Annotated in this window: 25 protein-coding genes and 1 pseudogene; 11 read left to right on the top strand and 15 right to left on the bottom strand. The window is 68.8% G+C overall.

Annotation, left to right across the window (positions count from 1 at the left end):
- The first annotated feature begins 29 nt into the window (after positions 1-29).
- The 5 genes from R3A49_09400 to R3A49_09420 all read left to right on the top strand — a co-directional run bounded on the left by R3A49_09400 (position 30) and on the right by R3A49_09420 (position 3,417).
- Positions 30-1,043, top strand: a complete 1,014-nt coding sequence (locus R3A49_09400) for an LLM class flavin-dependent oxidoreductase (protein MEZ5170945.1) — start codon at positions 30-32, stop codon at positions 1,041-1,043.
- 35 nt (positions 1,044-1,078) lie between these two features.
- The gene (locus R3A49_09405) at positions 1,079-1,270 is read left to right on the top strand and encodes a twin-arginine translocase TatA/TatE family subunit (GenBank protein MEZ5170946.1); all 192 of its coding nucleotides are present in this window, start codon (positions 1,079-1,081) and stop codon (positions 1,268-1,270) included.
- A gap of 118 nt (positions 1,271-1,388) precedes the next feature.
- Positions 1,389-1,898, top strand: a complete 510-nt coding sequence (locus tag R3A49_09410; protein MEZ5170947.1) for a sigma-70 family RNA polymerase sigma factor — start codon at positions 1,389-1,391, stop codon at positions 1,896-1,898.
- Entirely contained in the window at positions 1,895-2,392 is a 498-nt protein-coding gene (locus tag R3A49_09415) for a zf-HC2 domain-containing protein (GenBank protein MEZ5170948.1), read from the top strand. The genes R3A49_09410 and R3A49_09415 overlap by 4 nt, the downstream gene beginning before the upstream one ends.
- Positions 2,389-3,417: a hypothetical protein gene (locus R3A49_09420; protein ID MEZ5170949.1), complete on the top strand. Its 1,029-nt coding sequence runs from the start codon at positions 2,389-2,391 to the stop codon at positions 3,415-3,417. Before R3A49_09415 ends, R3A49_09420 begins: the two co-directional genes overlap by 4 nt.
- Before the next feature lie 13 nt (positions 3,418-3,430).
- Here the strand turns inward: R3A49_09420 and R3A49_09425 are convergent, their stop codons facing one another.
- Positions 3,431-3,703, bottom strand: coding sequence for a WhiB family transcriptional regulator (locus R3A49_09425; GenBank protein ID MEZ5170950.1), 273 nt, complete (start codon positions 3,701-3,703; stop codon positions 3,431-3,433).
- A gap of 308 nt (positions 3,704-4,011) precedes the next feature.
- Here R3A49_09425 and R3A49_09430 point away from each other — a divergent pair, with 308 nt between their 5' ends.
- Both R3A49_09430 and R3A49_09435 read left to right on the top strand, forming a co-directional pair.
- Positions 4,012-5,412, top strand: coding sequence for a trypsin-like peptidase domain-containing protein (locus R3A49_09430; protein MEZ5170951.1), 1,401 nt, complete (start codon positions 4,012-4,014; stop codon positions 5,410-5,412).
- A gap of 75 nt (positions 5,413-5,487) precedes the next feature.
- Entirely contained in the window at positions 5,488-5,925 is a 438-nt protein-coding gene (locus R3A49_09435) for a hypothetical protein (protein MEZ5170952.1), read from the top strand.
- Here the strand turns inward: R3A49_09435 and pstA are convergent.
- The 5 genes from pstA to R3A49_09460 form a co-directional block, all read right to left on the bottom strand.
- A complete protein-coding gene (gene pstA / locus R3A49_09440; GenBank protein MEZ5170953.1) occupies positions 5,922-6,833 on the bottom strand; it encodes a phosphate ABC transporter permease PstA in 912 nt (303 codons plus the stop codon). The two genes, R3A49_09435 and pstA, sit on opposite strands and share 4 nt — an antisense overlap.
- A 38-nt stretch (positions 6,834-6,871) precedes the next feature.
- Positions 6,872-7,810 carry a phosphate ABC transporter permease subunit PstC gene (gene pstC / locus R3A49_09445; protein MEZ5170954.1) on the bottom strand — a complete coding sequence of 313 codons (939 nt, stop codon included), beginning with the start codon at positions 7,808-7,810 and terminating at the stop codon, positions 6,872-6,874.
- Between the two features lie 4 nt (positions 7,811-7,814).
- Positions 7,815-8,804 (bottom strand): phosphate ABC transporter substrate-binding protein PstS family protein, encoded by a 990-nt coding sequence (locus R3A49_09450; GenBank protein ID MEZ5170955.1) that lies wholly within the window; start codon positions 8,802-8,804, stop codon positions 7,815-7,817.
- Between the two features lie 269 nt (positions 8,805-9,073).
- Entirely contained in the window at positions 9,074-9,745 is a 672-nt protein-coding gene (locus R3A49_09455) for a PhoU domain-containing protein (protein ID MEZ5170956.1), read from the bottom strand.
- Between the two features lie 37 nt (positions 9,746-9,782).
- Positions 9,783-10,949 carry a Na/Pi symporter gene (locus tag R3A49_09460; GenBank protein ID MEZ5170957.1) on the bottom strand — a complete coding sequence of 389 codons (1,167 nt, stop codon included), beginning with the start codon at positions 10,947-10,949 and terminating at the stop codon, positions 9,783-9,785.
- 289 nt (positions 10,950-11,238) lie between these two features.
- Here R3A49_09460 and pstB point away from each other — a divergent pair.
- The 3 genes and pseudogenes from pstB (at position 11,239) to R3A49_09475 (ending at position 13,988) form a co-directional block, all read left to right on the top strand.
- Positions 11,239-12,012: pseudogene (gene pstB / locus R3A49_09465) on the top strand (phosphate ABC transporter ATP-binding protein PstB).
- Between the two features lie 39 nt (positions 12,013-12,051).
- On the top strand, positions 12,052-13,296 hold the full coding sequence (locus R3A49_09470) for an ATP-binding protein (GenBank protein ID MEZ5170958.1): 1,245 nt from the start codon (positions 12,052-12,054) through the stop codon (positions 13,294-13,296).
- Positions 13,296-13,988 (top strand): response regulator transcription factor, encoded by a 693-nt coding sequence (locus R3A49_09475; GenBank protein ID MEZ5170959.1) that lies wholly within the window; start codon positions 13,296-13,298, stop codon positions 13,986-13,988. Before R3A49_09470 ends, R3A49_09475 begins: the two co-directional genes overlap by 1 nt.
- A 36-nt stretch (positions 13,989-14,024) precedes the next feature.
- Here the strand turns inward: R3A49_09475 and R3A49_09480 are convergent, their stop codons facing one another.
- From R3A49_09480 to R3A49_09500, 5 genes are all read right to left on the bottom strand, one after another.
- Positions 14,025-14,837, bottom strand: coding sequence for a hypothetical protein (locus tag R3A49_09480; protein ID MEZ5170960.1), 813 nt, complete (start codon positions 14,835-14,837; stop codon positions 14,025-14,027).
- A gap of 99 nt (positions 14,838-14,936) precedes the next feature.
- Positions 14,937-15,401, bottom strand: coding sequence for a phosphoglycerate mutase family protein (locus tag R3A49_09485; protein MEZ5170961.1), 465 nt, complete (start codon positions 15,399-15,401; stop codon positions 14,937-14,939).
- Positions 15,398-15,829 (bottom strand): NUDIX hydrolase, encoded by a 432-nt coding sequence (locus tag R3A49_09490; GenBank protein ID MEZ5170962.1) that lies wholly within the window; start codon positions 15,827-15,829, stop codon positions 15,398-15,400. The genes R3A49_09485 and R3A49_09490 overlap by 4 nt, the downstream gene beginning before the upstream one ends.
- Positions 15,826-17,235, bottom strand: coding sequence for a CHAD domain-containing protein (locus R3A49_09495; GenBank protein MEZ5170963.1), 1,410 nt, complete (start codon positions 17,233-17,235; stop codon positions 15,826-15,828). Before R3A49_09495 ends, R3A49_09490 begins: the two co-directional genes overlap by 4 nt.
- Positions 17,236-17,345: 110 nt before the next feature.
- A complete protein-coding gene (locus tag R3A49_09500) occupies positions 17,346-19,445 on the bottom strand; it encodes an RNA degradosome polyphosphate kinase (protein MEZ5170964.1) in 2,100 nt (699 codons plus the stop codon).
- A 200-nt stretch (positions 19,446-19,645) separates the two neighbouring features.
- On the opposite strand from R3A49_09500, the gene R3A49_09505 reads away from it, so the two are divergent.
- Positions 19,646-20,941 (top strand): MFS transporter, encoded by a 1,296-nt coding sequence (locus R3A49_09505; protein MEZ5170965.1) that lies wholly within the window; start codon positions 19,646-19,648, stop codon positions 20,939-20,941.
- Between the two features lie 21 nt (positions 20,942-20,962).
- Here the strand turns inward: R3A49_09505 and R3A49_09510 are convergent, their stop codons facing one another.
- From R3A49_09510 to R3A49_09525, 4 genes are all read right to left on the bottom strand, one after another.
- Entirely contained in the window at positions 20,963-21,466 is a 504-nt protein-coding gene (locus R3A49_09510; protein MEZ5170966.1) for a response regulator transcription factor, read from the bottom strand.
- A complete protein-coding gene (locus R3A49_09515) occupies positions 21,442-22,323 on the bottom strand; it encodes a HAMP domain-containing sensor histidine kinase (GenBank protein MEZ5170967.1) in 882 nt (293 codons plus the stop codon). Before R3A49_09515 ends, R3A49_09510 begins: the two co-directional genes overlap by 25 nt.
- A gap of 497 nt (positions 22,324-22,820) precedes the next feature.
- Positions 22,821-23,012: a hypothetical protein gene (locus tag R3A49_09520; protein ID MEZ5170968.1), complete on the bottom strand. Its 192-nt coding sequence runs from the start codon at positions 23,010-23,012 to the stop codon at positions 22,821-22,823.
- Positions 23,013-24,075: 1,063 nt separating this feature from the next.
- Positions 24,076-25,203, bottom strand: coding sequence for a GAF domain-containing protein (locus R3A49_09525; protein ID MEZ5170969.1), 1,128 nt, complete (start codon positions 25,201-25,203; stop codon positions 24,076-24,078).
- Positions 25,204-25,327 lie beyond the last annotated feature (124 nt).

The raw sequence follows: 25,327 nt of genomic DNA on the forward strand, positions 1-25,327 counted from the left end.
CGTTGTGACGGCCGCCGTAGCCTGACGGAATGCGCATCGGGCTCGCCCTGCCCCAGTACGACTACTCGGTTCCCGGCCGGGAGCCGCTCGGGTTCGAGACCGTTGTCGAGCACGCACGCCTCGCCGAGCGCGTCGGTTTCGACTCGCTGTGGTGCTCCGACCACCTGTTCCTCGACATCGCCAAGTACGGCGGCAGCGACGAGCCACGCGGGGTCTTCGAGCCCGTCGTCACGCTCGCGGCACTTGCCCGCGAGGTCTCACGGGTGCGCCTCGGAACGCTCGTTCTCCTGGAGGCGCTGCGCCCGGCGACAGTCCTCGCCAAGCAACTCGCAGCCCTCGATCACGTGTCGGGCGGCCGCCTCGACGTCGGCCTCGGCGCGGGCTGGTACGAGCCCGAGTACGCGGCGATCGGCGAACAGATGCCCGGCCCGGGCGTGCGGCTCGCGCGCCTGCGTGAGGCGGTCCAGATCGTGCGCGGGTTGCTCGGGGGCGGTCCCGTGTCCCACGACGGCACGTACCCCCGCGCGCACGACGCCCGCAACCGCCCGCCGGCTGTCCAGCAGCCGGCACCGCCGGTCTTCGTAGGCGGCAAGGGCGACCGGCTCCTCGCTCTGGCTGCGGAGCTCGCCGACGGGTGGAACACGTGCTGGGTGTGGACGCCCGACGATTACGCCGAACGCGTTCGCGTCCTCGCGCAGGCCTGCGAGGCCGTCGGACGCGACCCCGCCACGGTGTGGCGCAGCCTCGGCCTCTACGCCCTGGTCGGCGAGAACGAGAGCGACCTGAAACGCCGCTTCGAGCGGATGCGAGACGCCTACCCACCCGGCGTCCTCGGTGGCGTCAGCCTCGAGGAGTACCGGGAGGGACGCCTCGTCGGCACCGTGGAGCAGGTCCGCGAGCAGGTGGACGCATGGAGCGACCTCGGGGTGGAGACGCTGATCCTCGGAGCGGGGCCGCTCCCCTTCTCCGTCACCGCTCCCGACGACGTGGAGATCCTGGCAGCTGTGTGTGCTGACACCGGACCGACGGGCTCCGACGGGTAACGTGGGGTCTGACCGCCTTCGGAAAGGCACGAATCATGAGCTCCGTCGGATTTCCCGAGCTCCTCATCATCGCACTCGTCGTCGTCCTCATCTTCGGTGCCAGCCAGCTCCCGAAGCTCGCCCGCTCCGTGGGCCAGGCCCAGAAGGAGTTCAAGAAGGGCCTGAAGGAGGGCGCTGCCGAGGACGACGAGGACGCCACCAAGGACGAGGGTCAAGCCTCCTCCTGACCGGCCCGGGGGGGCCGCCGGCGACGCCCCGCGCGCGCCGTCGACCCTTGTCGTTCCCCCCCGAATCGCCTGTGTTCGGCGCGCCCGGGAACCAATCCGGTGTGAGCCGTCGTTCCCCATGACGACAGACGGGGTGCCCACGTGGGAGGAGGTCGCCCGTGACCACGGGCGGTTCCTCTACACCGTGGCCTACCGACTGGCCGGGAACGATGCGGACGCCCAGGACGTGGTTCAGGAGTCTCTCGTGCGGATACGCCGGGGTCTCGAGAGCTACGAGCCCGGGTCACTGGAAGGATGGTTGGCGCGAATCGTGACGAACACGTTCCTCGACGAGGTGCGCCGGCGGAAGCGACGGCCCGCCGACGCGCTTCCGGAGAATCCCGATCTCGTGGTCCCACCCTCGCCCGCGGCCGACGAGGTGTCCACCGACCTCTCCGACGAGGTGCAGGCCGCTCTCGCCTCGATCTCCGAGGAGTTCCGCACGGCTGTGGTGCTCTGCGACGTCGTGGGCCTCCCCTACGACGAGATCTCCGAGACGACCGGCGTGCCGGTCGGAACCGTGCGGTCACGCATCCACCGCGGCCGCAGGCTGCTGCGCGCCGAGCTCGCAGGACTGGAGCCTGCATGACCTCCGACTCCACTCCGCTGAGCGAGGACATGCTGTCCGCCCATCTCGACGGCGAGCTGAGCGACACCGACCGAGACCGTGTCGAGCGCGCCGTTACCGCCGACCCGGCCCTCGCCGCCGTCCTCGACGACGTACGCGTCGCCCGCGAGGCCGTGCGGGCGCTCCCGCCCCGTGACATACCGCCGGGGACATGGGACGAGATCCTCGACGCCGTCAACAGCTCCACTGTCGTGTCGAAGCCCGTCGGCGACGACACGCCCGGCGGACCGACCCACCTCGGCGACCGTCGCCGGCCACGCGTCGCCCGGTGGGTCGCCGTCGGCGCAGCGGTCGCAGCGGCACTCGCCCTGTTCGTGGTCCCGGGACGGGACTCTCCCGACGGGACCCCACCCATCGACGAGATCACCGACAACGCTGCGGTGGCGCGGACAGGGGCGTCCGACCCGGTCACCGGGCTGGGGCCCGTGGGCGTCCAGGCGGGCCTCGCCCCGTGAGTTCGCACCCACCCGTTCTCGACCGTCGCCGTACGCGTACCGCACTCGCGTGCACCGTCGTCGTGGCGCTGGGTGCGGTCGGGCTTCCCTTCGCCGCCGGTGGCTCGCCCGACGAGGGTGACGTCATGGTGCGCGAGGCCCGCCATGCCGCGAGGGGCCACGACTTCAGCGGAACGATGTCGCTCCAGTGGTACGACGGAACCGACTACCACTCCGGCACCATGCCGGTGCGCTCGGTCGACGGGGTGATCGAGATCGAGGGTGAGCGAACCGTCGTGAGTGACGACGACGGCGGGTACGTCCACGACGACAGCGGATGGCGCACGTTGTGGCGCGAGGGCGAGGCCGTCGACGCGCCGGATCCCAGTGCCAAGTACGACCTCAACGTCTCCACGGCCGTCGTGGGGGGCCGCACCACGAACCTGGTGGAGATCCACGACGGCGACGGTGGGGCTCTTCGCGAGCGGCGCTTCCTCGACGACGACACCGGGATCGTCCTCCGGCGCGAGCAGTTCGACGACGACGGACGGGCGGTGCGGGTGCTGACCCTGAACCGGATCGAGGAGATCGCCGACGGACCGTCGGCCGGACCGGCCGCAGTACCGCCCGACGGTGTCGAGTCGGTCACCGCCGCCACGACGCTCGGGGGTGCCGACATCGACGCTCCCGAGTCCGTCGGGGACGGCTGGCGACTCCAGGCTGCGGAGGTCGTCTCGTCCGACACGACCCAGTTCCACTACTCCGACGGCGTCTTCGGCCTCTCGGTCTCGGAGACCGACGGTGAGCTCGACTGGGACGCGCTACCCCCGGCGGGCGACGACGCCGACATCGCCGGCCACCCCGTCCGTCTGTGGCACGCGCCGGGCGGTTCCGTCGCGGTCTGGGAGATGGACGACACCACGTTCGCCGTCGTCACCGACGGCCCCGTCAGCGACCTCCCGGCGGTCATCGACGACTTCGAGGGGTCCGACTCGTTCCTCGGGCGACTGGTGCGTTTCGCGATCTCGCCGTTCAGCCTCTTCTAGCGGTCGTCGTTCACTACAGGGCGAGGAGGGTGCTGCGGCGGCGACGCAGCATGCGACGGCGGGCACGCTCGGAGGCGCCACCCCACACGCCGTGCTCGATGCGGTAATCGAGGGCGTACTCGAGGCACTCGGACGCGACGGGGCACTCGGCGCAGATGCGCTTGGCGGTCTCGACGCCGACGCCGTCGGAGGGGAAGAACACCGACGGCTCGTAGCCGCGGCAGAGGCCGTGGCGCATCCACGGCTGCTCACGTTCGGTCAGTGCCGGGAGATCGCTCGTTCCCATCGTCCTCACATCCGGTGTCGTGTGCCGTGGCTCTCTCCGGTGTAACGACCGCCGGGCCCGTTCCGTTCCCGTAGAATGAGGTCTCACGTCCGGCGCCCCGGCGCCGATAGAACCCCATGCCAGAGCGGATCCGGTGACACGGCCGACCGCCGGGCTCCGACAGGGCTGAACCTGAAGATCTCCGAAGAACTACCCGGGATCGGCGAAAGTCGGAACGATCACGCCCGGTGTGCCGTTCCACCCCATGACACCGCACGGTGTCACGCCACGCAACCAAGCCGACCCACACCGGTCCGCCGGGAGGAACCATGAGCGACCAGCCCACCGACCCGTATCAGGCGCCGTCCACCCCGCGCCCCGGATCGCCACAACCACCGCCGGCGACTCCCCCGACGCCTCCCCCGGCCGAGCCCACGGCACCCGAGGCGCCGCTCGATCCGCCACAGACCCCGCCGGTGTCCTCCACGACCCGGCCGTGGTCCGACTGGAGCTCCGCAGGCGCGCCCGACACGGGAACCTCGCCCCGCGAGCAGGGACCCGTCGCCGACGACACGTGGAGCGCCGGTGGACCAGAGGGATCCTACGGTGACGGCGACGACGACGGCTCGACAGTTCCGCCGTCGGGCGACACGGGCGGCGGAAGGGGCTTCGTGAAGTTCCTGGCCGGTGCCGCGGTGGGCGCACTCGTGGGTGCCCTCGTGGCGGGCGGGCTCGTCTACCTCAATGACGACGACTCCACGACCACCACCCCCGCCGCGTCGAGCACACCGGCGCAGAACACGTCGCTCGACGAGGACGGGCCACTCGACGTCTCGGGGATCCTCACCAAGGTGCAGCCGGCCGTCGTCACGGTGCGCTCCACTCTCGGTGGCGAGATCGGCGGTCCGACCGGCGAGGGTGAGGGCTCCGGCTTCATCGTGAGCGATGACGGCATCATCGTCACCAACGCCCATGTCGTGGCCGGTGCCGACAAGGTCGAGATCGACTTCGACGACGGCGAGACCCGCGAGGCCACCGTCGTCGGCACCGACACCGACAACGACCTCGCCGTTCTCGACGTGGAGGCGACCGGTCTTCCCGTCGTGGAGCTCGGCGACTCCGACGCGCTCGTGGTCGGCGACAGTGTCGTCGCCATCGGCAACGCTCTCGGCCTCGAGGGCGAGCCGACGGTCACCACCGGAATCGTGTCGGCAGTCGGCCGGGCCATCGACACCGGCGACGGGGCAGCTCTCGAGAGCACGATCCAGACCGATGCCGCGATCAACCGGGGGAACTCGGGTGGACCCCTCCTGAACGCGCAGGGACAGGTCGTCGGTATCAACACCGCCATCGCCGATCCGTCGTTCGCGCAGGGCGTCGGGTTCGCGATCGCCATCGAGCAGGCCAAACCCGTGATCGAGACCCTGCGCAAGGGAACCTTCCTCGGCGTCAACACACTGAGCGTCGACGAGACGGTCGCCGAGGCGGAAGGCCTGTCCGTCGACGCGGGCGCGCTGGTCGCTTCCGTCGAGGAGGGCTCGCCAGCCGACCAGGCGGGCGTCCGGGAAGGAGATGTCATCGTCGAGGTCGACGGCATGACGATCGAGCGCAACGTCGACGTGGCCACGGCCGTTCGCGCCCGGGAGCCCGGCGACGAGATCGGGATTGTGATCGACCGCGGCGGCGACACGATCGACCTGAGTGCCGTACTGGGGACCCGGGCCGGGTAGCCGAACGGGTCGCGGGTATCCTCGGTCCTCCCCCCGGGCCGCACGCCCGGGGTGAACGACCCAGTGGAGACCACGATGGCGGACGACAGCACGGCGGGCGGCGAGCAGGCAACCGAGGACGAGGAGCAGCTACCTCCCCAGGGCCACGTGAAGGTCGTGTACCTCGGGCCGGTCGCCCCGCACTGGGAGGTTCACGACATCATCGGCGACCGCGCGGTCATCGACGCCTTCCGCCAGCGGGTCACCGCCCGCCTCCAGCTTCTCCCGCCCCACGACCCCCAGTTCCACCGCAACCGCGCCCGTGTGGATCGCGACGCCGAACGCGAGCGCCTCGTGATCGAGTGGGACCTCGGTTTCGACGAGCCCGACGCCGTCAGCCCGGCCGCCGCGGCGGAATCACCCACGCCCGAGGACGCCGCATCCCCTGCGCCCGCGACCGGTCCCGACGACACCGAGCCGACGGCCGACGCTTCCGAAGCCGCAGAGCCGGAGAGCGAGTCGACCGACTCCTAGCGACTCCGCTGGTAGCGATTCCGCAGCAGGATCGCGGCCATGTTGGCCACCAGCGTGATCACCAACAACACGATGATGGCGGCCGACGTGAGGTCACGAAACTCCTGTTGCGGCTGCCGTGCCCACGTGTTCACGATCACCGGAAGCGCTGTGTACGTGCCCTGGAGCTGCTCCCAGTAGCTCTGGCTGCCGGTGGTGAAGAAGTTCGAGGCGATCGCACCCACGAGGAGCAGCGGGGCCGTTTCGCCGATGGCCCGCGCCAACGACAGGATCACACCGGTGAGGATTCCCGGGGAGGCGTCGGGAAGAACGAGACGTCGGGTGACGTCCCACCGGGTTCCCCCCACACCGAAGCCCCCCTCCCGCAACGAGCCCGGCACGGCCCGGATGGCTTCGGCCGACGTGATGACGACCATCGGGAGAACGAGGGCCGAGAGCGTGAGGCCTCCGGCGATGACGCTGCGGCCGCCGGTGAATCCCTCGAACCACTGCACGAAGATGATGAGCCCGAGAATTCCGTAGACGACCGACGGGACTCCGGCGAGGTTGCGGATGTTCAGGTCGATGAAGCGCGTGAAGCGATTGTCGGGCGCGTACTCCTCGAGGTACACGGCGCACGCCACGCCCAGGGGGATCGCCACGAGGAACGTGATGATCCCGAGCAGCAGCGACCCCTTGATCCCCTGCCACACGCCGGTTTCCTCGGGATTCCGCGAGAGGTCACTCGTGAGGAAGTCGACGCCCCGGTCTGCGAACACAGGCAGTCCGTCGGCGAAGACGTCGACGACGAGGACCATGAGGAACGCAAAGCACGCGAGCAGGCAGAACACGAGCGCCAGCTGGAACATCAGTCCCCACAGGTCGGTCCTGCGTCGCCCGACCTGATGCTCCGTCGCGACCTGTGTCACCGTCTCGCCTTTCGTTCTCGTCGCCGTTTGTCGCATCGTCAGTAGACCTGGCGTACGCGGCGCACGAAACGGTCACCGATCATGTTGAGTGACAGGGTGAAGAAGAACAGCAGGAGGCCGACGAAGTAGAGGCTGTTGAAGGCCTGTCCGGCGTCCTGCCCGCCACCCGCAGCCACCTGGTCACTTCCCGTTGCCAGCGACGCGATCGCCGTCGCCATCGTCTGGCCGGCCTCCAGGGGATTCGTCGTGAACAACGACCCTCCCGAGGCCGCCGCAGCGATGAACACGACCATGGTCTCGCCGATGGCGCGTGAGGCTGCGAGGATGAGGCTCGCGACGATGCCGGAGATGGCAGCGGGGAAGACGACCCGGATGCTGGTCGTCGCCTTGCGCGCCCCGAGCCCGTACGAGCCCTCGCGCAGCGCGTGGGGTACCGCCCGCATCGCGTCCTCCGAGATCGTGGCGACGAGCGGAGTGATCATCACGCCCACGGCGATGCCCGCTGACATGAGGTTGAAGGCACCGGCGTCCGACCAGAACGTCTGCACGATGTTCGGCGTGATCCAGCTCAGCGCGAAGAAGCCCAAGACGATGCTGGGGATCCCGGCGAGCACCTCGAGGATCGGCTTGAGGATCCGCCGGGTCCGAGGGCCGGCGTACTCGGAGAGGTAGACGGCCGAGCCGAGTCCGAGAGGCGTCGCGACCACCATCGCGATCCCCGTCACCATCAGCGTCCCGACGAACAGAGTCCGAACGTCGAAGAGCCCGCGACGGGGGAACCAGCCGCGGGACCAAAGGAGGCTCAGATCGATGTTGGCAAGAAACTCCAGCGCCTTGCCCGTGAGCGCGACGACGAAGCCCGCGCTGATAGCGAGCGTCACGACAGCGGCGCTCAGGAGGACGTACTTGACGATCCGCTCCTTGCGGTGACGCGCGGGCGCCCCCCGGAGGTCGAACCCGCCCTGTGGTGCGGCCATGGGGTCAGCGGCCCTCCCAGGCTGCGACGGACGCCTGCCAGTCCTCGTCGGTGAGGTCGACGTAGCCGACCTCGGTGACGGAGGCACGACCGGCGTCGCTCAGGTAGAAGTCGATGTAGTCGGTCACGGCCTGGTTGTCGGCCGCCTTCTCCTTGTTGACGTAGACGAAGAGATCACGGGCCAGTGGGAACTCCGCCGCCGCGATCGTCTCGTCGGTGGGAGCGACACAGCCGCCTCCACCGTCGATCTCGAGGACCCTCACCGAGTCGGAGTTCTCGACCACGAAGGCGTACCCGACCCATCCGAGCGACGTGTCGGAGCCCGCCACACCCTCGATGATCACGTTGTCGTTCGGTGACGACTCGTAGTCGGCTCGGGCAACGGCGTCCTGGTCACGCTCCTCGGCGATCTCCTCGAGCGCCAACTCGACGAAGCTGTCGTAGGTGCCGGACTCCTCACCGGGGGCGGTGATGGTCAGTTCGGAGTCGGGATAGTCACCCGAGCCACCCACTTCGGCGCCGAGGTCATCGGCGTCGCTCCAGTTGTCGAAGCCCTCGGACTCCGGTCCGATCAGGGCGTAGAGGTCACCGACGTTCAGGCACTCGACGGCGTCGTTCGCGGGAGACGTGATGACCGAGAGGCCGTCGATACCGACCTTGAGTTCCACGAACTCGATGCCGTTGTCCTCACACGTCGCGATCTCCTCGTCCTTGATGGGACGCGACGCGTCGGAGATGTCGGTGTCGCCGCTGCAGAACAGCTGGAAGCCGTCGCCCGTTCCGGGGCCGTCGACCGAGATGGCAACATCGGGGTTTGTCTCGGCGAACTTCTCGGCGTTTGCGGCCGAGATCGGCTCCACGGTCGACGAGCCGGAAACGGTGACGGAACCACCGGCACCGCTGTCACCGCTGCTGTCCCTGCTGCAAGCGGCAACGACGAGGGCGAGAACGAGAACCAGCGGTACGAGGAATGATCGGATTCGATGCTGACGCATCCGTTGAGGTCCTTTCGTACGGGAGACCTCGGCACCCTGCCGAGGAGCCGGAACAGTTGTTTCCGGACAGCCCGCACGGTACGGATGTCATCTGTCGCGATCGTCGCCAACCGGTGAATCGGGGGTGAACGTCCGAAGGACATGTGGTCGCGCGACCCGCGAACAGAACCGCTCCCGTCCACCAATCCGGGTCGGCCGGATGTTGCGAACATCCGTTCCGGGGGCAGCGGGCAACGCAACTCCAACGGTGGAGTCGATAGAGCGGCGTCTCAGCCGCCGCGTGAGTCGTCCTGGTCGAAGTAGTCGATCTGGTCGACGGGCTGCACCACCGACGACACGACACCCAGCAGGTTGGCGGCGATCCGCTTCATGTACCGGTACAGCAACGCCCGGGGAACGGCTGCCGACGCAGCTGCGTCGGAGTGGATGAGCTCCACGACGAGATTGTCGAACTCCTTGAGGAGCTCGTCTCCGGTCGCGATGTAGTCAGTGGCGCTCTCCTGGTCGCGTGCGCCGAAGATCTCGCCGGCGTCGGCGATCATCTCCGACAGCCGGTTCTGGAAGCGCACGTTGAGGTCGAAGTCCGGCTCGCCCTCGAGGCGGACGCCCTCGGCAGCCAGGTCGAAGATGTTCTTGGCGTTGTCGCCGATCCTCTCCACCTTCTTGATGACGATCATGTACGCGAGGATCGTGGACACGTCCTCGGCGCCCTGCACGCTTGCGTGGACGACGAGCTCCCGACGGATTTCTCGCTCCGAGGCGTTGATACGGCTGTCGGTGACCCGGATGTCGGGACCGAGAACGGTCGGGTCGGCGCCGCCCAGCAGGGAGCTCATCGCCTCGTCGAAGGCGTGGCGCGTGTCGACGAGCATGCGGATGATCTGCTGTTCGATCCGTTCGAGCCCACCACTGTCGGACTTGCGGAAGAACTCCATCACCATGGTCGCCACACCCTGCTCTCACACACCTGCGGTCCCTTCATCCGATGATCAGTATGCCAACAAGCGGCAGCACGACGAACACGCCCCCCACGGCGAGCACGGCCAGGACCCGGTTGTCCACCGCCAGATCGGCCAGTCCCCGGGCGATGTGGATGGGCACATCGCGCACGACCGGCAGCGGATAGAGGAGCAGGATCCCCGAGACGTTGAACAGCGTGTGCACGAGTGCGATGGTCAGTGCCTCGGAGCTGTCGGTGGCCAGCGCCGCCAGGAGTGCCGTGATGGTCGTTCCGACGTTGGCGCCTAGCGTGACGGGGTAGGAGTTCTCGAGTGTGAGGATGCCCGACGCCGCCAGGGGTATCAGGATCGACGTCGTGATGCTCGACGACTGCACCGTCATGGTGACGACGAGTCCGAGCGCCATTGCGAGCACGCCGCTGGAACGCCCGAGAAGTCGGTTGAACGACCGCTCCACGCGCTCGGCCACGAGCTCGCGCATGTTGCGCGCGATGAAGAACAGCGCGACGAAGATGCAGAGGAGCCCGATCGCGACCGTGGCGACGCCGAGCGCGTTCCCGTGCAGGCCCAGAGCTCCGAGAAGGTCCTCGATCCAGCCGACAGGCCCCTTTACCGCCTCCTTGATGGGGCTGTCGAACCTCGCACCCCCGGATCCACCGATGAGCTCGGCCAGCCACGTGGCGGTCGACGCCAGAAAGCCCGTCGCCAACTCCAGCGGGAGCAGGATGGCGACGGTCAGGATGTTGAACACGTCGTGGACCGTGGCGGCCGCGAAGGCGCGACGAAACTCGTCGGTACGGCGTACGTGACCGAGCGAGGCCAGCGTGGCCGTGATGGTGGTTCCGATGTTGGCGCCCATGACCATCGGCACAGCTGTGTCGACGCTCAGCACACCCGTCGCAACGAGGCTGACGATCGTTGCCGTCGACACCGACGACGACTGCACGAGCACCGTTCCGAGGATTCCGACGAAGAGGCCGGCCAGCGGGCTCGTGACGTTCTCGAAGAGCTTTGCCTGGGTCTCACTTCCGAGAGCGTTGATCCCGGCCTCGATCGACGAGACACCGACGAGGAACACGTAGAGAAGCGCCACGACGAGGAGCGCGCGTTGCCACGTGCGCAGACCGGCGCGTGCCCCCTGGTCGGGCAGCTCGATCGCAGCGTGGACCGCGTCGTCGGGTGCCACACAAACCTCCGCCGGACGGTTGACCCGCTGTCACGGGCCTCGTTGCAGAGTAAGCATCCAACTCCGTACAGCTGGGGAACAGCGGCACGACCGGCTCGTTGTTCACCTGCTGTTCACCTGTCGGACACAGCCGAGCCAGGGGTGGGACACAACGCGTCCGTACGCTTCGACTGTTGGCCGTGGCCGACGAGGGAGGCCCCACGTGACGATGACCGAGAAGAACCCAGTGGCCGGCGCTGCACTCCGTACCGGCGTTTCCGACACCACCGCTGACGACTATGTCCGGATAGAGCCTGTCTTCGAGATCGACGACCTCGGCGTGAGCTACGGAGGTTCACCCGCGATCCAGGGTGTGGAACTCGCTGTTCCCCGACACCGGATCACCGCGCTCATCGGTCCGTCGGGCTGCGGAAAGAGCACGATGCTTCGCGCCCTCAACCGGATGAACGACCTCATCCCGGGCGCCGAGGTGTGCGGAACGGTGCGCTACCACGGACAGGATTTGTACAGAGCTGACGTCGACCCTGTCGAGGTGCGGCGGCGAATCGGGATGGTGTTCCAGAAGCCGAATCCGTTCCCGAAGTCGATCTTCGACAACGTCGCTTTCGGACCGCGTGTCCACGGCGTACGCCAGGGCCTCGACGACATCGTTCACGACGCCTTGACTCGCGCCGCCCTGTGGGATGAGGTCGAAGGACAGCTCGACAAGTCCGCCCTCGCGTTGTCAGGTGGTCAGCAGCAGCGCCTGTGCATCGCGCGGTGTCTGGCAGTGGAACCCGACGTGATCCTCATGGATGAGCCGTGTTCCGCCCTCGATCCACACGCGACGAACGCTATCGAGGATCTGATGCGCGACCTGAGCGTGGAATACACGATCGTCATCGTCACCCACAACTTGCAGCAGGCAGCGAGAGTGTCCGACTTCACTGCTTTCATGGCGACCGAACTCGACGATCGCGAAAGGCGGATCGGTCAACTCGTCGAAGTGAACCGCACGGATGCGATCTTCAACACACCGGTCGATCCACGGACCGCGGGTTACGTCAGCGGTGCCTTCGGCTGACATCATCGATGCCGCGCGTCCGTGCGGTACCGGGGCACAATGGGTTTCGTGACCGTCGTCCTGGCCGTCGTGGTCATCATCACGGTGGCTGCCCTGATCGGCCTCGCATGGGGTGTCCGCCGGATTCGCGAGCGCCTGGTCGGCGTCACCCGCCAGCTCGGCGACCCGGCCGGTCCCGGTGGTGCAATGACGCTCGGGCGCGTCGTCGACGGGCTGGAACATCTCGCAGCCGCCGAGAAGGACCGCCGCACCGATCTCGAATCGGAGTTGAACCGTCTCGCGTCGACTCTGCGTGAGCATGACGCCGGCATCGTCGTGATCGACGCCAGCGGTCGGACGGTCCTGCGCAACGCTCCGGCCGTCAGGCTCGCATCGATCCGGCACGCCGAAGCCACTGTCGACGAGCTCGTCACCGAGCTCCTCGGGAGGGCGCTCGACGGCGAGCCCGTCGAGCACGAGTTCCAGATGTTCGGACCACCGCGCCAGGTGGTCCGCATCCGTTCCTTCCCGTTGACCGACCGTCTGGCCGTGATCGGCGCCGCGGCCTTCGTGGAGGACGTGTCCGAGTCGCGACGCCTCGAAGGCGTCCGCCGCGACTTCGTCGCCAACGTGAGCCACGAGCTGAAGACTCCCATCGGCGCGCTCGGCCTCCTGGCCGAGACGATCGTCGACGGCGACGTCGATGACATCACGCGGCAGCTCGCCGAGCGGATGGTCCGGGAGGCGGACCGGCTCGGTCACACCATCGACGACCTGCTCGATCTCACGATGATCGAGGCCCAGGAGACACCGGTACGCGAAGCCGTCGCCCTGCGAGGGCTACTCACCGAAGCGGCCGAGCGCCTCCGGGAGTCCGCCGATGCGCGCGGAATCCCGATCGTCGTCGACAGCGCGGGTGGGAACCCGGCAGTGGTCGGCGACCGGCGGCAACTGCTGAGTGCCGTCGTCAACCTCGTCGACAACGCCGTCAAGTACTCCGACCCGGGGCAGGCCGTGGAGTTGTCGACCGGCTCGGGCCCCGACGGTGGCGTCACCGTGTCGATCCGTGACCACGGAATCGGCATCCCCGTGGCCGACCGGCAACGGATCTTCGAGCGCTTCTACCGGGTCGACGAGGCACGCAGTCGGCAGACCGGAGGCACCGGCCTGGGCCTCGCCATCGTTCGTCACATCGTCCAGGTCCACGGCGGCGACGTCGAGGTGGAGTCGACCGAGGGCGAAGGATCGCTGTTCACGTTGTGGTTCCCGAGACAGCAGCGTCGTCGTCTGCACGAGGCCGGCTGATGGGAGCGGGGCCCGTGGTCCTCGTCGTCGACGACGAGCAGTCCTACCGCGACGCACTGTCGGTCGGGCTCGAACGCGAGGGGTTCTCGGTCGACGTGGCCTCCGACGGCAGGGAGGCACTGGACCGCTACGAGAGGAACCCACCCGACCTGATCCTGCTCGACGTGATGCTTCCCGAGATGTCGGGGATCGACGTGTGCCGCGAGATCCGGTCGCACTCGCAGGTGCCGATCATCATGGTGACCGCGCGAAGTGCCGAGATCGACGCCGTCGTGGGCCTGGAGGTGGGGGCAGACGACTACGTCGCCAAGCCCTACAGGCTCCGCGAGCTCGTCGCCCGGATCCGGGCGGCACTGCGGCGGCGTGCCGGGGCCCCCGAGCCCGCCGCCGACGTCATCGAGCTGGGAGGTGTCACCGTCGACGCATCCCGCCATGAGGTACGGGTCGACGACGATCTCGTCGCCATGCCGCTGAAGGAGTTCGAGCTGCTCGCGCTGCTGATGGCGAACGCGGGGAGGGTCCTCACCCGTGACGTCCTGATCGACAGGATCTGGGGACCGAACTACTTCGGTGACACGAAGACCCTCGACGTCCACGTGAAGCGGGTGCGCTCGAAGATCGAGGAGGATCCGAAGAGCCCGACGCGGATCGTGACCGTGCGCGGCGTCGGCTACCGCTACGAGGTGCCCTGAACCGACGTGCCACCGACGAGGGGGCCGCCGGGGCTCCTAGCTCTTCTTCTTCCCGAAGGAGATCTCCTTCTTGTACCAGGGCTTCTTCTCGCCCTCGGAGGCCGCCGCACCAGTCCGGGTGGCACCGGACGCCTCTGCCTTCTCCGCCTTGATGGCCGCTCGTTGCGCCTTCGTGCGTTCCTTGTCGGCCGCACGTTGTGCCTTCTTGTCGGCGCCGTTGTCGACACCCTCCGAGCGCGCGGCACGCCGCTCGCGTCGGGTCGGCTCGGCGTCGGGAGTATCGGACGTCGCCGGAGCAGGCGGAGTCGCCACTCCGGGGGTGGCGGCCGCCACACCGGGTGTCGGGGGCTTCGGTTGCCTCTTCGGGCCCCGTGCCGGCTTGGTCCCGGCGGCAGGCAACAGGTCGTCGTCACGCGGTTCGATCGCGCGGGTCAGCACGCGACCCCCGTCCTCGGGTGCCTCCGGCCCGACAGCCCGGCCACCTCCGAACACCGAGGCTGCCGTGTGCTCTGCGGGACCGGTGTCGGACACGACTCCGGGTGCGGCGTCTTCGCTCACGGCGGGAGGCTCCGGTCGGGGTTCGTCGACGGGCTGCGCCGACGGATCCGGATCGGTGGACGGTGCGGGGGGAGGGACGTCCGACGCGCCCGCGTCGCCTCCCGACGACGCGCCGCTCTCGCCGGCCGCGGCGGCACCGGCCGCCTCCTCGAGGATCTCGGTGAGTGACCGCTCGCCCGTTGACGAAGCGGAGCCCGGCGGGCCGGGCGTCGCCTCGTCGCTGGTTTCGTCCTCCGGCCTGTCGGGGCCTTCATCGTCGGGCTCGTCGCCGAGCAGATCGGAAATGCGCATCATGGTCTCCCGCTCATCGAACGCTCCGCAACGGTATCGACCGCTGACGGCTCGCGCTGTAGGGAACGTGCGGCGCCCGCGATCCCCGTCAGTGGGCGGTCACAGCTCCGGTGGTGGCGTGTAGCTCCCGGACACGATCTCTCCCTCACGCGTGTCGAGCACCCACACGCTCCCCTTCGGGAAGGTGGGATCGCGCTCCAGCCTGACCCCTGCATCGACGAGGTGTCGGAGAACCTCAGCGATGACGTCACCGTGTGTGCAGAGGACCGTGTCGGTGTCGCCGATCTTTCCGAGGAGCGCCTCGACGACCGCCCACGACGAGCCCTCGGCCAGTGCGTCGTCGAGGTCGATCGGGAGTCTGCGCCCGTGGGCGAGCGGTATCACGGTCTCGCGGCACCGCACGTAGGCACTCGAGATGACGCGCTCCACGGGAATCGGGGTGAACGCCTCGGCGATGGCGTCGGCCTGTCGTCGTCCGGCCTTGGTGAGCGGGCGTAGGTCGTCGGGACCCTCGAACTCACGTCGGTTTCCGGCCTTGGCGTGACGAAGGAGGTGGATCGTCATCTGTCGAGCCTGTCGAGAATGTCGCGGTCACGATCGTAGGTGAGTCGGCGTCGCGCCTCGTCGACACCGAGCCAGCGGCACTCGTCGACCTCGTGATCGGCGCGAAACGACCCGGTGGAGCCCGGGTCGACCGGCGTTGCCGACCAGTACCTCACACGCTTGGCCCGGTCCTTGGCGTCGGTGTAGCGCACCGTGCCGAGCTCCTCGCCGAGTCGGCATGCGTAGCCGGTCTCCTCCTCGATCTCGCGCCGAGCGGCCTGCTCGTCGCTCTCACCCTCGTCGAGCTTGCCCTTGGGGAGGCTCCAGTCGTCGTAGGAGGGTCGATGGACGAGCGCGACCTGGAGTTCGCCGTCGGCCTGCCGTCGCCAGAGCACCCCGCCCGCCGCACGCACGACGACATCGTCGTCGGCTCCCTCCGTGTCGCTCACATCCAGGCTCGGAGCTTCTTGGCATCCAGCCGTCGCCAGGCCTTGGGAAACCGCCGGCGGGAGCGGTCGGCGGCACGGCGCTCGCGCTCGGCCATCATCCCTGCCGCGAACACGACGGGTGTGGGAGCGTCCCGGGCCACCGATCGCAGCCACTGCCCGGCGATGCACGCGTCCTGGTGCTCACCGAGGACGTCCTGGATGCGGGTGACGGCGCGGGCGTACCGGCGCGCCGGTTTCCCCACCGATGGCGCCACCGCCTCCGCGGCGTACCGGGCCCGCTTGGCGCGGATCCGTACCTCGTGCAACGCCTCGTCGGGTGGGTTGTCACCCAGTGCAGCGACGGCCTCCTGGAGGTGTTTCCACGGGCCCCGGGCGAGCTCGGGGAGCACATGTGACGCCGGTGTCGTGGCATCGGGGCCGATGCGCGGCTCTCGCGCCGCATCGACGAGCCGTTCGAGGAGGACGGCATAGCGCTCGGAGGCCATCGCCTCCAGGAGGTCGTGCCGTGCCACCCGGTGGCGCTCGTCGAGGTCCTCGAGAATCCGCCGCGCCGGGAGCGCCTCCTGGGGTGGAAGATCGTCGACACGGAGACCGAGGCGCATCCGGAGCACCTCGACGTCGCGCACGTCACCCAGTTCCGCTCCGAGCCACCGGAGCTCGTCCCGAAGGGCCGTCTGCCATACGGAGTCGAGAAGCGGACGGAAGGTCCGGAGGTCCGAGCGGAGCCGCCGTACCGCGACCCGCGCCTGGTGGACGTCTTCGGGGTCACGGCTCCGGCGAACCCACGGGTCGCGTGCGAGGAGCTGCTGGACCGACCCGGCCAGGGTGTTGGCGATCACGTCGCGCGTCGCGGCATCGCGTGAGAGGTCGGCGTCGGGTTGCACGTCGGGAGGATCGAGCGCCCGGGGGCCCAGGGCACGCACGACCACCGGTGTCGGGTCGGGCGGGCCGGCACCGCTTCGCCGGAGTCGGTCGGTGACCGCCGCCAGAACATCGTCGGAGCCCGGAGCTTCCGCGCCCACGGTGATCTCCCGGAAGCGCAGCGCGATCCTGCGACCGTCGAACACCGAGACCTCGTCGTCGACGACCTCGATGAGGTCGCGGTCGTCGGCTCCACGAAGTGCCACGCGCCGACGGAGTGTTCGCAGGCGCGCGACCCGAACAAGCGGCTTCACACGCGAGTAGGCCCGCACGAGATCGGCCGCCCTTCCCGGTGCGTGCCCCGCTGTCCCCGGAAGCTCCACCTCGTCCGTGGTCGGAGCGCCCGTGCCGCGTTCACCCTCGCCGACCGGAAGGCTGATGATCCACCCACGGTCGCTCCGAAACCGGAGGGTGACGCCGCACCGGATCAGCCTGAGATCCTCCGTGTCGACGTAGACCGTCGAGATCTCCTGGGGGTCGCTCACGACAGCTCGACCCCCGACCACGGCCTCCTGCAGCTCGGGTAGGCGGAACCCGGGAGGTGCCGACAGCGTCACGCCGTGTTCGGGCGGCCCTGCGGGTGCATCGTCGGAGCTCACCGTCCGGCTGCGGTCACCGTCGTGTCACCGCGACTCCTGGCGAGTGCCAGCGCCTCGAGGGCCGAATGCGTGTCGGATCCCACGGTGCGCTCGACGCGGCGCCAGACGTTGTCGGAGCCGAGCTCCCACGCCAGCACGTCGTCGGAGGCGTTGATCTCGAGAACCTCGGCGAGCCGCGAGCGGAGCTTCGGGTCGCTGACGGGGACGAGCGCCTCCACCCGGCGGTCGAGGTTCCGGGGCATGAGATCGGCGGACCCGATCAGGTACTCCGCCTCCTCGGGGTCGTCGCCGAATCGGTAGATGCGGGAGTGCTCGAGGTAGCGCCCCAGGATCGACCGGACCGTGATGTTGTCGGACAGGCCCGGCACCTGCGGGCGCAGCGAACAGATACCCCGGACGATCAGGTCGACCCTGCACCCCCCGGCGGAGGCGTCGTAGAGGGCGTCGATGATCTCGGGGTCGAGCAGGGCGTTCATCTTGAGGGTGATACGGCCGCCGGGGCGGCCGGCCTCCTCGGCGATGCGCTCGAGCAGCCCGGGCTTCATGGCATCGGGCGCAACGAGGAGCTTCCGGTACGGGGCCTGGTGGCTGTAACCGGTGAGGTGGTTGAACAACTGACTGAGATCCGCCCCGATCTCCTCGTCGGCGGTGAACAGGCCGATGTCCTCGTACAGGCCCGCGGTCTTGGGGTTGTAGTTGCCCGTGCCGACGTGGCAGTAGCGGCGGAGGCCGTCGGGCTCCTGGCGGACGACGAGCAGCGTCTTGCAGTGCGTCTTGAGCCCGACGAGGCCGTAGACAACGTGGACGCCGGCCTCCTCCAGGGTCTGCGCCTGCTCGATGTTCGCCTGCTCGTCGAAGCGCGCCTTGAGCTCCACGAGCGCCACGACCTGCTTGCCCGACTCCGCCGCCTTCACGAGCGCACGGACGATGCCGCTCTCGTCGCCGGAGGTCCGGTAGATCGTCTGCTTGATCGCCAGGACTGCGGGATCGCCGGCCGCCTGGTCGATGAACGCCTCCACGGACGTCCCGAACGAGTCGTAGGGGTGGTGGACGAGAACGTCCCCACCGCGCAGGACGCGGAAGAAGTCGGTGGGTGAGTCGGGCCGACCGAGGATCGGCTGCGTCTGGGGGGTCCAGACAGGATCCTTGAGTTCGGGGCGGTTCAGGTCGTAGACCGCCCAGAGGCCCGACAGATCCAGCGGAGCCGCGATGGAGTAGACGTCGTCACGCGACAGCTGGAGCTCACGCACGAGCAGGTCGAGGACCTCGTCGGAGATGTCCGCTCCCACCTCGAGGCGCACGACACGACCGAACTTGGTGCGCTGGCGCAACACCGTTTCCATGGCTTCGAGGAGATCGGCCGACTCGTCGCCGAGTTCGTAGTCGGTGTCCCGTGTGACACGGAAGGCGTGGTGCTCGATCACCTCCATGCCCGGGAACAGGGCGTCGGCGTGCGCGGCGATGAGCTGTTCGAGAGGCAGGAAGCGCTGGTTGTCGGGAAGCGTCACGAATCGCGGGAGCAGCGGTGGGACCTTGACCCGGGCGAAGCGACGGTCGCCGTCGACGGGGTCGCGCACCACCACTGCAAGGTTGAGGGACAGGTTCGAGATGTAGGGGAAGGGGTGGGCAGGGTCGACTGCGAGCGGCGTGAGCACCGGGAACACGCGCTCCTCGAAGATCTCCACGAGCTGCTTGCGGTCGTCGGTGTCCAGGTCGGCCCAGTCGACGAGTTCGATTCCCTCGTCGGCGAACGCGGGTGTGATGTCGTCGGTGAAGACCGACGCCTGGCGGGTGACGAGCTCGCGGGCGGCTGCCGTGATCGCCCGCAGCTGCTCCAGCGGGTCGAGCCCGTCGGAGCCGGGCTCGGACACGCCGGCGTGGAGCTGCGCACGCAGGGCCGAGACCCTCACCTGGAAGAACTCGTCGAGATTGGACGAGAAGATCGCCAGGAACTTGGCCCGCTCGAGCAGGGGGCGCTCAGGATCCTCCGCCAGGGCGAGGACCCGTGCATTGAAGTCGAGCCACGACAGCTCGCGGTTGAGGTACCGGATCTCACCGTCGTCAGTGCGCCCGAGACGACCGGCGGCGTCGGGCAGGAGCGGCTCCCGGGTGGCAGCCGGGCGGACCGGCGACACCCCGGAGGGGCCGGCACGTTCCGCGTCAGGCTGTGATGAAGGGGAAGGACTCGCCACGGCGCGAGCCTACCGGCGAATCCCCCCGAGCGTCACCCGCCCGGGTGAGCCGGCCGAGTTCGTAGCCGTGTGCGTCACATGTCGGCGGTAGGCTCGCCTACGCGATGGCGAACCCGACCCCTCCGGGGCCCCGTGACCCGCGCTTTGCCGGGGCCACGCCCTTCTCGCGACTCGCAGTCACACACGCGTTCTCCGTGTCGGGCGACGTGTTCTTCTTCCTCGCGCTCTCGGGATCGCTCTTCTTCACCGTCTCGGCGGATGCGGCCCGACCGCGGGTGATTCTGGCGCTGCTCTTCACCATGGCCCCGTTCGCCGTCGTCGCACCGCTCATGGGCCCCGCACTCGACCGCATCAGGGGGGCGCGCTCCCTGATGATCACGGTTGTCGGGATCACGCAGTTCGTACTGTGCCTGGTGACGGCCAACCACCTCAACGACCTGGCCCTCTACCCTCTCGCGTTCTCCCTCCTGGTTCTCGGCAAGACCTACTCCATCTCGAAGAGCTCCCTCGTGCCCGGTCTCGTGAGGAACCACGAGGAGCTGGTGACCGCCAACGCGCGCCTGTCGATGATCGGCGTGATCGCGGGCGCCGTGGCCGGCGTCGTGGCTGCAACGATCCTCGGTGTTCTCGATTCCGACTGGGTCCTACGTGTCGGCGCGTTCCTGTACCTCGCCGGTGGGATCACCGCACTGCGTATCCCACGAGGTAGCACGCGCAGGCAACCGGTAACCACCGATCAGGAAGCGGAGCTCGAACGTGAGGAGCTCCATCTGCCCAGCGTCGTCCTCGCCGGTACGGCCATGGCGGTGATGCGCATGGCGGTGGGCTTTCTCGTCCTGCTCCTCGCGTTCACGTTCAAGCGCGACGCCGAACCGTTCTGGGTCTTCGGTGCTGCACTGGCGGCGAGCTCGATCGGGACGTTCCTCGGTGCCATCGTCGCCCCGCGGCTGCGCGAGCACGTCCGCGAGGAGTACATCCTCGTGGCGTCCCTTCTCATACCGGCCGTCACCACCCTGATCGTCGCCCGCGCCTACACCACGGCCACAGCACTGATCGCGTCGGTCGTCGTGGGCATGGGTGCCAGTGCCGGCAAGCTGGCGTTCGACAGCGTGCTCCAGCGCGACGCTCCCGACGCGGTGCGCGGCCGCACGTTCGCGCGTATGGAGACCCGGTTCCAGATCGTGTGGGTCATCGGGTCACTCCTGGCGGTCGTGTTCGTGCCCGGTCCGCAGCTCGGGATGCTCCTGCTGGCGCTCACGCTGGGATTCGCCGGGCTCTCCTACCTGGGGGGGCTCCGCCACGGGCGTGACCGACCGGGAACGCCGCCCCGACCGACGTTCGCAGACAGGATCCGCGCGTGGCGGCAGTCGCGCTCGGCGGGCGATCTCCCCGACGCGTGACCCGGTGGGTGGCCGTGCGGCTCAGCGGTCGTTCGCCACGCCGTTGCCCACGGGCGGCACCGCACCCGGCGCGCCACTGTCCGCCGGGTGCTCGTCGGCACCGACCGGCGGAGCGGGGAGCTCCGCCTCACCGGCGGTTCCCGGCGCGGCCGTCGTCTCACCGGCGAGGACGCTCCGCAGCGTGGCGACGAGGTCGGCGGGGTCGAACGGCTTCGTGATGTAGGCGGCTGCACCGAGCTCGCGGGCACGCGCGATGTCGCTCGCTCCGGTCTTGGCGGAGCACACGACGACGTGGGGCCGCTGCGGCCGGTCGGCCAACTGCGCCAGGACCATCCAGCCGTCCAGCACCGGCATCATGATGTCGAGCAGGAGGAGATCGGGGTTCTCGTGATCGATGCGCCGCAGCGCTGTCTCTCCCTCCGCGGCGAGTGACGGCTCGAAGCCCTCACCCTCGAGGAGAATGCGGAGCGTCAGCAGCACATCCGGCTCGTCGTCGACGATCAGGACCTTTGGCTTGCTGCCCACGGGGCTTCCTCCTGGTTGGATCGGGGCGTGGCCGACGATTCGTCGTCGGTCTCTGATCGGACGGGAAGCGACACTCTGAAGGCTGCGCCGCCGTTTGCCGCCTCCTCCACCCACACCTCGCCCCCACAGGCTGTGGCGAGGCCCCGCACGATGGGAAGGCCCAGTCCGTGGCCGGGCGTGGAGTCGGACCGGTTGGCCCGGTAGTAGCGCTCGAATATCTTCTCGCGCTCCGAGGCCGGGACCCCCGGGCCCTCGTCCTCGACGGAGAGCAGGGCTCCCGACGCGTCGGCGCTGACGATGATCCGAACCGGCGGCTCGCCGTACTTGAAGGCGTTCTCGATGAGGTTGCCGACGATGCGGCGCAGGGCCTCGGGATCGCCGCGTACGTCGCAGCGTGGAGGCCCCTCGACCTGCACGGGCCGGCCCGCGACCTGCGAGTCGAGTGCAACGAGCCGAACGAGTGCCGCCAGATCGACCGGGCGCAGGAGAGGCATCACGCCCGGCGTCCGCTGATCCGCCGACGTGAGCATCTCCTCGACCATTCCGTGGAGACGCTCCGCCTGACGGTCGACCACATCCAGCAGGTGGGCACGCTCCTCGTCGGCCAGTACCGGGCGGCGTGACGCGGCCACGGCCCCCCGGATCGAGGTGAGAGGCGTGCGGAGCTCGTGTCCCATCGACGCCATGAACTCCGACTTCATCCTGTCGAGCTCGAGCAGTTCCACCACGTGCGCACGTTCGGCTTCGTACAGTCGGCCGTTCGCTATCGCGGCGGCCGCCGGCTCGGCGAAGAGCCGAAGAGTCTGGAGCGCGTACTCGTCGTAGTCGTCGTTGCTCTCCCGACACCGAGGTCGCACGTGCCTCTGTAACGGCCTGACGCAACCGTCGGTGTGGGCCCGGGAACGGCGCTCCGGTCCCGGAACCGCCGATCGTCACCACCGGCGACGCCATTCGGGAGCTCGGTGATCTCATGGGCACCAGGCTCCGCGACTACCTCGGCCGCCGACGTGATCGAGCGACTGGCGCGTTCCAGCGCGGCCCCGCGATCCCGCTGAGCACGAGTGCGGCTGGCGGATCAAGCCGCCGTGCTGAGAGCCGGGCGCCGACGGGTCCGATCGGCCCAGGCGAGCAGATCGAGGTTCTCGTCGAGCGACCGCGCGCGCGGGCGTCGAAGATCGAGCTGACGACGCCCTCGTCGAGCCGCTCGACCATGATCGACAGGCCATCGCAGTCACTCACGTGAGGGAGGATCGACCGAGGCGATCTCCCGTCCCCTCCTCGGCCTCGTCATCGCCGATTGGAACCGACGTGAGCTCGGCGAGGGCGGGCACCTGCAATGGCCCCGTCGTGGTCGTCAGGAGCGACTCGACGTACGGTCGCCGAATCTCGACAGAGCCGGATAGAGCGACTCCTCCTCGTAGCGGAAGTGCGGCCCGGTGAGAACCGCGATCCGCTCGACGATCCCGGCTGCGCGCTCGCGGTGCGTGACCAGGCGCGTCGTCGAGGTCAGACAGGGCGTCGCAGACAGCCGCACGGTGCTCGTCACGGAAGGTCTCGGAGAACTGGTCGGCCAGCATGGCACACCTACAGGTGGCTGATTTTCCTAAATTATGATCAAGAATACCCAGAATTGCGAAACGGGGAATCGTCGTGGGGATCTCAGCGGAAGGTCGTTCGCGACGCCGTGCCCACGGGCGGCACCCGAATCCCGGCGCGCCACTGTCCGCCGGGTGCTCGTCGGCACCAGCCGGCGGGCAGGGGCTCCCGCCTCACCGGCAGTTCCCCGGCGGCCGTCGTCTCACCGGCGAAGGCGCTCCGCAGCGTGGCGACAGGTCGGCGAGGTCGGGCAGCTTCGTGATGTAGGCGGCTGCGCAAGAAGCTCGCGGGCACGCGTGTCGCTGCCCGGTCTTGGCCGGAGCGCGACGACGTGGGGTCGCTGCGGCCGGTCGGCCAACTGCGCCAAGACCATCCAGCCGTCCAGCACCGGCATCATGATGTCGAGCAGAGGAGGAGATCCGGGGTTCTCGTGATCGTGCGCGCAGCGCTGTCTCCCTCCGCGGCGAGGGACGGCTCGAAGCCCTGCACCCTCGAGGAGAATGCGGAGCGTGGCAGCACATCCGGCTCGTCGTCGACGATCAGGACCTTTGGCTTGCTGCCCGCAGGGCTTCCTCCTGGATCGGAACGTGGCCGACGATTGTTCGTCGTCGGTCTCTGATCGGACGAGAGCGACACTCTGAAGGCTGCGCCATGGATTTCCGCCTCCTCACCCACCTCGCCCCCACAGGCTGTGAGGCCCCGCACGATGGAAGGCCCAGTCCGTGGCCGGGCGTGGAGTCCGGACCAGTTGGCCCAGTAGTAGCGCTCGAATATCTTCGCGCTCGAGGCCAGGACCCCAGGCCTCGTCCCTCGACGAGCAGGGCTCCCGGCGCGTCGGCGCTGACGATGATCCAGACGGCGGCTCGCCGTACTTGAAGGCGTTCTCGATGAGGTTGCCGACGATGCAAGCCTGGGGCCTCGGGATCGCCGCGTACGATCGCGGCGTGGAGGCCTCGACCTGCACGGGCCGGCCCGCGACCTGCGAGTCGGTGCAACGAGCCGAACAGGTGCCGCTAGATCGACCGGGCACCCAGGAGAGGCATCACGCCCGGCGTCCGCTGATCCGCCGACGTGAGCATCTCCTCGACCATTCCCGTGGAGACGCTCGCCTGACGGTCGACCACATCCAGCAGGTGGGCACGCTCCTCGTCGGCCAGTACCGGGCGGCGTGGCGCGGTACGGCCCCGGATCGAGGTGAGAGGCGTGCGGAGCTCGTGTCCCATCGATGCCATGAACTCCGACTTCATCCTGTCGAGCTCGAGCAGTTCCACCACGTGCGCTCGTTCGGCCTCGTACAGTCGGCCGTTCGCTATTGCGGCGGCCGCCGGCTCGGCGAAGAGCCGAAGTGTCTGGAGCGCGTACTCGTCGTAGTCGTCGTTGCTCTCCCGGCTGACGTTGATGACACCCAGGAGCTCCCCGCGGTGCTCGAGCGGCGCGCACACGGACGTCGTCGGTGTCGCGTCGTCGCGCTCGTGACCCGGGAACCGGTCCGAGTCGACGTTTCCGGAGAGGACGAGAGCCTCCCGGGTCCGGGCGACCTGCCCCGCGACCGACTCCCCGACCTTTACCGCCGCTCCCTTGGCGCGGTCGTTACCCCGAACGGCGACCGCGCGCAGTTCATCGGTTCCCTCGAGCAGCATCACCGAGCCACGTGAGCCCTCGAGCATGTCGAGCGCGTTCTCGAGGATCACGTCGAGTACCTCGTCGAGATCGAGAACGGAGTTGACGACCTGACCGGCCGCGACGAGCGCGCTGTACTGGTCGAGGCTGTGCGTCAACGCCGTGTTGATGGCGAGCTCGTCGGCCAGTAGCCGTGACAGCCGTCGGAGGTGCAACTCCTTCTCGATGGCATACACGGTGAAGCCGACCGCGAGGGCGAGAAGGCCGAGACGCAGGACGTTGGGGCTGAGAACGATGTCCTCGTTCGGTGCGATGCCGGACGCGAAGACCGTCACGAAGAGGAGACCGACCACGACCACGACGGCGACGATGGAGATCTGGGCTCGTCGTCGGCGGATGGCAGCAGCCGTCGGCTCGTGACGGAGCCCGGCGCCGCGTGCCTCCGCGTCGATCCGCTCCCGGACATCGGGAGGAATGCCCACCTCGGGCTCGGGTCGCGCGTTGATCTGTGTCTGGGTCATCTCCTGCTCCTCCCTGTCTCATCGGGAGCCCGGACGGGCGGCTTGAGCCGTTGTGCGCTATTCGCCGGCCGCCGTTCCCGTCGGGGCGGTGGGAGGCCTCGTCAGCCCACACGGCGTCGATGGG

The organism is Acidimicrobiia bacterium (genome assembly GCA_041394025.1).
GTDB lineage: Bacteria > Actinomycetota > Acidimicrobiia > IMCC26256 > JAOSJL01 > JAOSJL01.

Bases quoted from the DNA above. Each gene is read 5' to 3' on its own strand.
- R3A49_09435 (MEZ5170952.1), top strand. From the start codon at position 5,488: ATGGCGGACGACAGCACGGCGGGCGGCGAGCAGGCAACCGAGGACGAG.
- R3A49_09410 (MEZ5170947.1), top strand. From the start codon at position 1,389: ATGACGACAGACGGGGTGCCCACGTGGGAGGAGGTCGCCCGTGACCAC.
- R3A49_09405 (MEZ5170946.1), top strand. From the start codon at position 1,079: ATGAGCTCCGTCGGATTTCCCGAGCTCCTCATCATCGCACTCGTCGTC.
- R3A49_09415 (MEZ5170948.1), top strand. From the start codon at position 1,895: ATGACCTCCGACTCCACTCCGCTGAGCGAGGACATGCTGTCCGCCCAT.
- R3A49_09425 (MEZ5170950.1), bottom strand. From the start codon at position 3,703: ATGGGAACGAGCGATCTCCCGGCACTGACCGAACGTGAGCAGCCGTGG.
- R3A49_09400 (MEZ5170945.1), top strand. From the start codon at position 30: ATGCGCATCGGGCTCGCCCTGCCCCAGTACGACTACTCGGTTCCCGGC.
- R3A49_09450 (MEZ5170955.1), bottom strand. From the start codon at position 8,804: ATGCGTCAGCATCGAATCCGATCATTCCTCGTACCGCTGGTTCTCGTT.
- R3A49_09505 (MEZ5170965.1), top strand. From the start codon at position 19,646: ATGGCGAACCCGACCCCTCCGGGGCCCCGTGACCCGCGCTTTGCCGGG.
- R3A49_09470 (MEZ5170958.1), top strand. From the start codon at position 12,052: ATGGGTTTCGTGACCGTCGTCCTGGCCGTCGTGGTCATCATCACGGTG.
- pstC (MEZ5170954.1), bottom strand. From the start codon at position 7,810: ATGGCCGCACCACAGGGCGGGTTCGACCTCCGGGGGGCGCCCGCGCGT.
- R3A49_09525 (MEZ5170969.1), bottom strand. From the start codon at position 25,203: ATGACCCAGACACAGATCAACGCGCGACCCGAGCCCGAGGTGGGCATT.
- R3A49_09480 (MEZ5170960.1), bottom strand. From the start codon at position 14,837: ATGCGCATTTCCGATCTGCTCGGCGACGAGCCCGACGATGAAGGCCCC.
- R3A49_09430 (MEZ5170951.1), top strand. From the start codon at position 4,012: ATGAGCGACCAGCCCACCGACCCGTATCAGGCGCCGTCCACCCCGCGC.
- R3A49_09455 (MEZ5170956.1), bottom strand. From the start codon at position 9,745: ATGGTGATGGAGTTCTTCCGCAAGTCCGACAGTGGTGGGCTCGAACGG.
- R3A49_09485 (MEZ5170961.1), bottom strand. From the start codon at position 15,401: ATGACGATCCACCTCCTTCGTCACGCCAAGGCCGGAAACCGACGTGAG.
- R3A49_09475 (MEZ5170959.1), top strand. From the start codon at position 13,296: ATGGGAGCGGGGCCCGTGGTCCTCGTCGTCGACGACGAGCAGTCCTAC.